The 5,987-nt window shown below is 67.6% G+C and carries 7 protein-coding genes; 6 read left to right on the top strand and 1 reads right to left on the bottom strand.

From position 1 onward, the window contains the following. The 4 genes from ADBZ5N_RS16860 to nicT (ADBZ5N_RS16845) all read left to right on the top strand — a co-directional run. On the top strand, positions 1–317 hold a 317-nt coding region (locus ADBZ5N_RS16860; protein WP_526259389.1), incomplete at its 5' end, for a gamma-glutamyl-gamma-aminobutyrate hydrolase family protein. A 5-nt stretch (positions 318–322) separates the two neighbouring features. Beyond that, positions 323–1,690, top strand: coding sequence for an aldehyde dehydrogenase family protein (locus ADBZ5N_RS16855; protein WP_526259393.1), 1,368 nt, complete (start codon positions 323–325; stop codon positions 1,688–1,690). Positions 1,691–1,701: 11 nt separating this feature from the next. Continuing rightward, positions 1,702–2,475 (top strand): 3-oxoacyl-ACP reductase, encoded by a 774-nt coding sequence (locus ADBZ5N_RS16850; RefSeq protein WP_526259391.1) that lies wholly within the window; start codon positions 1,702–1,704, stop codon positions 2,473–2,475. Between the two features lie 186 nt (positions 2,476–2,661). Continuing rightward, entirely contained in the window at positions 2,662–3,726 is a 1,065-nt protein-coding gene (nicT, locus tag ADBZ5N_RS16845; RefSeq protein WP_526259387.1) for a Nickel transporter NicT, read from the top strand. Positions 3,727–3,739: 13 nt separating this feature from the next. Here the strand turns inward: nicT (ADBZ5N_RS16845) and ADBZ5N_RS16840 are convergent, their stop codons facing one another. Further along, the gene (locus tag ADBZ5N_RS16840) at positions 3,740–4,195 is read right to left on the bottom strand and encodes a Fur family transcriptional regulator (RefSeq protein WP_526259385.1); all 456 of its coding nucleotides are present in this window, start codon (positions 4,193–4,195) and stop codon (positions 3,740–3,742) included. A gap of 103 nt (positions 4,196–4,298) precedes the next feature. Between ADBZ5N_RS16840 and nicT (ADBZ5N_RS16835) the strand changes: the two genes are divergently transcribed. After that, positions 4,299–5,387: a Nickel transporter NicT gene (gene nicT, locus ADBZ5N_RS16835; protein WP_526259383.1), complete on the top strand. Its 1,089-nt coding sequence runs from the start codon at positions 4,299–4,301 to the stop codon at positions 5,385–5,387. A 129-nt stretch (positions 5,388–5,516) separates the two neighbouring features. Continuing rightward, positions 5,517–5,987 (top strand): carotenoid oxygenase family protein (locus ADBZ5N_RS16830; protein ID WP_526259381.1); only part of this gene is annotated, 471 nt, incomplete at its 3' end.

The following is a 5,987-nucleotide window of genomic DNA, read 5'->3' as shown; positions in this document are numbered from 1 at the left end:
AGGTGATCGGCCACAGCGGACATCGTGTCGGTGCGGCGATGTTCGCTGACTCCACCGTGCGCGCGGTGGCGGGCAGTCGGGTCGCCGGGCTGGTGGGGCCGACCCTGCAAGTCAAGTGCTACCACCACCAGGCCATCGACCGCCTCGGTGATGGACTGGTGGTCAGCGCGGTCGACACCGACGGGGTGATCGAGGCGGTCGAGATGCCCGGCCCGGACTTCGTGGTGGCCGTGCAGTGGCATCCCGAGGAGACCCTCGATGACGTGAGGATCTTCAGCGGTCTGGTTCAGGCCGCCCGGCAGAGGAAGGAGGGGTGAGTGAGTTGGCGACCACACACCTGATCAACCCGGCCACCGAGCAGCCGCTGCAGGCCGTCGAGCTGCTCGACGCCGCCGCGGTCGACGATGCGGTGGCGCGCGCCACCGTGGCGCAACGGACCTGGGCTGCGCTGCCGCCGGCCGACCGCGCCGCCGCGCTGCGCTCCTTCGCCGCCGTCGTCGACGCACACATCGGCGAACTCGCCGCGCTGGAGGTGGCCAACGCCGGACATCCGGTGTCGGCGGCCGAATGGGAGGCCGGACATGTGCGCGACGTGTTGCAGTACTACGCGGCATCCCCGGAGCGGTTGAGCGGCAAGCAGATTCCGGTGGCCGGCGGCCTCGACGTGACCTTCCACGAGCCGATCGGCGTGATCGGGGTGATCACCCCGTGGAACTTCCCGATGCCGATTGCCGCGTGGGGTTTCGCGCCGGCGCTGGCGGCGGGCAACGCCGTGCTGCTCAAGCCCGCCGAGTGGACTCCGCTGACCAGCATTCGGCTCGGGGAACTGGCCCTGCAGGCCGGGCTGGCACCGGATCTGTTCCAGGTACTTCCCGGTAAGGGCAGCGTGGTGGGGGAGCGGTTCATCACCCACCCGGGCGTGCGCAAACTGGTGTTCACCGGCTCCACCGAGATCGGCACCCGGGTGATGGCCGGCGCCGCCGCGCAGGTCAAACGGGTCACCCTGGAACTCGGCGGAAAGAGCGCCAACATCATCTTCGACGACTGCGACCTGGAACGCGCCGCAGCAACCGCACCCTACGGTGTGTTCGACAACGCCGGCCAGGACTGCTGCGCACGCAGCCGGATCCTCGTGCAGCGCAGCGTCTTCGATGAGTTCATGGAGTTGCTCGAACCCGCGGTCACGGGTGTGGTGGTGGGTGATCCAGCGAGTCGCGAGACCGAGATGGGGCCGCTGGTGTCGCGCTCGCACTGGGAGTCAGTGGCCTCCTACGTTCCCGACGATGCTCCGGTCGCGTTCCGGGGTGCTGCACCGCAGGGCCCCGGCTACTGGTTCCCGCCAACAGTCCTCACCCCGGATCGGACCGACCGGACGGTGACCGAGGAGATCTTCGGTCCGGTGGTCGCGGTACTGCCCTTCGAGGACGAGGCCGACGCCATCGCGCTGGCCAACGCCACCGACTACGGCCTGTCCGGGTCGATCTGGACCGAGAACCTGTCCCGGGCGATGCGGGTGTCGCGGGCGGTGGAGTCGGGCAACCTCAGCGTCAACTCGCACTCCTCGGTGCGCTATAACACCCCGTTCGGTGGGTTCAAACGCTCCGGCCTGGGCCGGGAACTCGGGCCCGACGCCCCCGAGCACTTCACCGAGACCAAGAACGTGTTCTTCGCGATAGGAGAAGCCCCGTGAGCCCTGCACCGATTGACCTGACCCAGCGACTGGCCGGCAAAGTCGCCGTCATCACCGGCGCGGCCAGCGGCATCGGCCTGGCCGCCGCCCGCCGGATGCGCGCCGAAGGGGCCAGCATCGTCGTCGGCGACATCGACCCGCACACCGGCGAGCAGGTGGCCGACGAACTCGACGGACTCTTCGTCGCCGTGGACGTCGCGGACGAAGGCCAGGTGGACAACCTCTTCGATGCCGCCGCGGCCGCCTACGGGTCGGTGGACATCGCCTTCAACAACGCCGGCATCTCCCCGCCCGACGACGACCTCATCGAGACCACCGAACTGCCAGCCTGGCGGCGGGTGCAGGACGTGAACCTCACGAGCGTCTATCTGTGTTGCCGGGCCGCACTGCGCCACATGGTGCCGGCCGGCAAGGGTTCGATCATCAACACCGCCTCCTTCGTGGCGGTGATGGGATCGGCCACCTCGCAGATCTCCTACACCGCATCCAAGGGCGGGGTGCTGGCGATGAGCCGCGAACTGGGGGTTCAGTTCGCCCGGCAGGGCATCAGGGTCAACGCCCTGTGCCCCGGGCCGGTGAACACCCCGCTGCTGCAGGAACTGTTCGCCAAGGATCCCGAACGTGCGGCCCGCCGGTTGGTGCACATCCCACTCGGCCGCTTCGCCGAGGCCGACGAACTGGCCGCCGCGGTGGCCTTCCTGGCCAGCGACGACGCCTCCTTCATCACCGCCTCGACCTTCCTAGTCGACGGGGGCATCAGTTCGGCCTACGTCACACCGTTGTAGGGGGCGCCCGCGGCAGGCCGCGGTATGGTCAGCGGGCAAGAGTCGGACGGTGCGGAAACCGGTGGGAATCCGGTGCGGTCGCGCCACTGTGTCCCGACCCCGGTCGTTTCGCCACGGGGTGGGGGAGCCAGACCTCCCGCCCGACGTCACCCGCAACGGGGACGCGCAATCCCCAGGAGGTCGCACGTGGCTGTCGGTCGTCTGCTGCAGTCCTGGACCCGCCGAGACTGGACCCAGGTCGCCGGATTACTCGGCGTCGTCAGCGCACTGCACGTCCTCGGATTCGGCGCGCTGATCCTTCTGGTCTCCCGCACCGACGCGGCCGGCGGCGTCCAGGTGCTCTCGATCGGGATCGGGGTGGCCGCCTATCTGCTGGGTCTGCGGCACGCCTTCGACGCCGACCACATCGCGGCCATCGACAACGTCACCCGCAAACTGTCCGCCGAACGCAACCGGCCCAAGTCGGTCGGATTCTGGTTCGCGCTCGGGCACTCGGCGATGGTGGTGGTGCTGGCGCTGCTGGTGGGCGCCGCGGCCAAGGCCGCCGAGGTGCTCCTGGATGACGGCTCGTCGGCGCGCCGCCTGCTCGGCACGGTGGGCACGCTGGCGTCAGGGGGCTTTCTGTACGTGATCGCGGCCGTCAACATCGTTGTGCTGATGGGTATCTGGCGGGCCTATGTCGCCCTGCGCGCGGGCCGGGCCGACGATCAGCACCTCGACGGGATGCTCGAGGGTCGTGGGGTGGTCGCCCGGCTGCTCACTCCGGTCATGCGCCGGATCAGCACCCCGAGGCAGATGTTCGTCGTGGGTGCCCTGTTCGGGCTGGGATTCGACACCGCGACCGAGGTGGCTCTGCTGGCGATGGCTGGCAGCGGTGCGGCGGCCGGCCTGCCCTGGTACGGGATGCTGATCCTGCCGGTGTTGTTCGCGGCAGGGATGAGCCTGATGGACACCCTCGACGGGGTCTTCATGTCGGCGGCCTACGACTGGGCCTTTGCCGATCCGTTCCGCAAGATCTACTACAACCTGACCATCACCGCGCTGTCGGTGGCTGTCGCCGGCCTGGTCGGCACCGTCCAACTCATCACGGTGATTCACGACGATTTCGGCTGGGCCAACCCGGTCACCGACTGGGTCAGCTCGATCAGCATGGAGCAGGTGGGATTCATCGTGGTGGGCTTGTTCGCCCTGACCTGGGTGGTGGCGGCCGGCGTGTGGCGGCTCGGGCTGATGCCGACCTGGCAGCGCTGAGCGCCGTAGGCGGTTACCCGTCGCGCTGGCAGTCCGGGCAGCGTCCGTGCAAGGTCAGTCCGGCCTGCTCGGACAGTGTGAATGAACTGCCCTCGATGGCGTGCTCCAGTGCGGTGGACAACTGCTGAGCGGGCACTTCGATGATGGTCGAGCACTGGGTGCACACGGCGTGGTGATGAGGTTTCTCGGTCAAGCCGTAGGTGGTGACACCGCCGTCGACGGCCAGTGCATGCAACACGCCCTGCTCGACCAGTGTGGTCACCGTGCGATACACCGTCGCCAGATCTGGTCGGGCGGTATCCGGACCGGTGTCGGCGGCGATGATGCGCTGATGAATCTCGGCCACCGACAGGTGCCCATCGACGGGTTCCAGCACAGAGAGCACCGCGATCCGGGACGGCATCCGGCGCAGACCGCGGGCGCGCAACAGTTCACCGATGCGCTCAGCGTCGGACGGCGGAACTGTCATGAGCACCAGTGTCTCCCTTGGGGATGCGCCGGACCACCCCACCGCCCGTGGCTTTCTTGCGAATCGCTTGCAGAAAGCGGTCGCGCTGATAGCGTGGCGCACCGTGGGAACTCGCGGGCAACGGCTGCGCGCACTGCTGACCCGACGTGAGTGGGCGCGGCTGGGTTCGATGTTCGGCTTTGTCGCCGCCCTGCACATCATCGGCTGGGGGACGCTGGTATTCCTGGTTGCCCCACAGCATTTCAGCGTCGGCGACAAGGTGCTCGGCATCGGGGTGGGACTGACCGCCTACGCGCTGGGCATGCGACACGCGTTCGACGCCGACCACATCGCCGCCATCGACAACACCACCCGCAAGCTCATGGAGGACGGTCAGCGTCCACTGGGGGTCGGTTTCTTCTTCTCGCTGGGCCACTCGACGGTGGTGTTCGTCCTGGCTCTGTTGATCTCGCTGGGGGTCAAGGCCCTGGTCGGCCCTGTCGTCGACGACTCCTCGGCCCTGCAGCACTACACCGGCGTGTTCGGCGCCGGCATCTCCGGAGCCTTCCTCTACCTGATCGCCGCCATCAACATCGTCATCCTCGCGGGCATCCTGCGGGTGTTCGCCGCGATGCGCCGTGGCGAGTTCGACGAAGCCGAACTCGAACAGCAGTTGAACAACCGCGGATTCCTCAACCGGTTCTTCGCCCGGTTCACCGGTTCGATCCGCAAGTCCTGGCAGATGTACCCGTTGGGAATCCTGTTCGGACTGGGCTTCGACACCGCCACCGAGGTCGCATTGCTGGTACTGGCCGGCACCAGCGCAGCCGTCGGTCTGCCCTGGTATGCGATTCTGTGCCTGCCGGTGATCTTCGCGGCGGGTATGACTCTGTTCGACACAATCGACGGTTCATTCATGAACTTCGCCTATGGCTGGGCCTTCTCCCAACCGGTGCGCAAGGTGTACTACAACCTGACCGTCACCGGACTGTCGGTCGCCGTGGCGCTGATCATCGGAACCGCCCAACTGCTGACCCTGCTGGTCGATCAATTCGGCTGGCACGGGGCCTTCTGGGACTGGGTGTCCGGGCTGGATCTCAACGTCCTCGGGTTCGCGATCGTCGGGCTTTTCGTCGTGACCTGGCTGGGCTCCATGCTCATCTGGCGGTTCGGCCGCATCGAGGAGAAATGGTCCGTCCAGCCGGAGTGCTGAGCATCAGGGGATGCGCGAAAGAGCAATGCGCACAAATGAGTTCGTGACACTCGGCGTGGCTTGTTTGACGACATCGGCCGACTGGGACTAGCGTCGCAATCAGTCTCAAGCGGGTCAGGAGGATTCGTGGTGCCTCGTTCGTCATCGCGCCGATCGGCGGCCACACAGACGGTGCTCGACCGGCCGGACCTCCCCGCCCTGGACGAGTACCTGGACTCCCTCGAGGACGACGAGCGCGCAGCGGCGATGGTCCGGATGGCCGCCATGAACGACGCCGACTTCCGCAGCCTGGGTGTGAGCGAACCGCAGCACACCGAGCACGACTACCCGGTCAAGGCGGTCACCGGCGAGATCCCGGCCGAGTTGTCCGGAACCCTCTACCGCAACGGCCCGGGTCGCTGGCAGGACCACACCGGCCGGCCACTGCACCACCTCTTCGACGGCGACGGGATGGTGTCGGCCTTCACCATCGGAGGCGGAGAGATTCACTACCGCAACCGCTACGTGCGCACCCAGCACTACCGCGGCAAGTCCGGCACCCGGCATATGGGTACCGACGCCCTCGGCGGGTTCCTGGCCAATGTCGGCAGACTGCCCACC

The sequence above is a fragment of the Mycobacterium sp. genome (genome assembly GCF_044370595.1).
Lineage (GTDB): Bacteria > Actinomycetota > Actinomycetes > Mycobacteriales > Mycobacteriaceae > Mycobacterium.
The sequence above is the reverse complement of the archived record's forward strand: the minus strand, read 5'-3'. Positions and strand labels throughout refer to the sequence as shown.

What these genes read in the sequence shown, in the direction of transcription:
- ADBZ5N_RS16840 (WP_526259385.1), bottom strand. Translation starts at nt 4,195, where the DNA reads ATGACAGTTCCGCCGTCCGACGCTGAGCGCATCGGTGAACTGTTGCGC.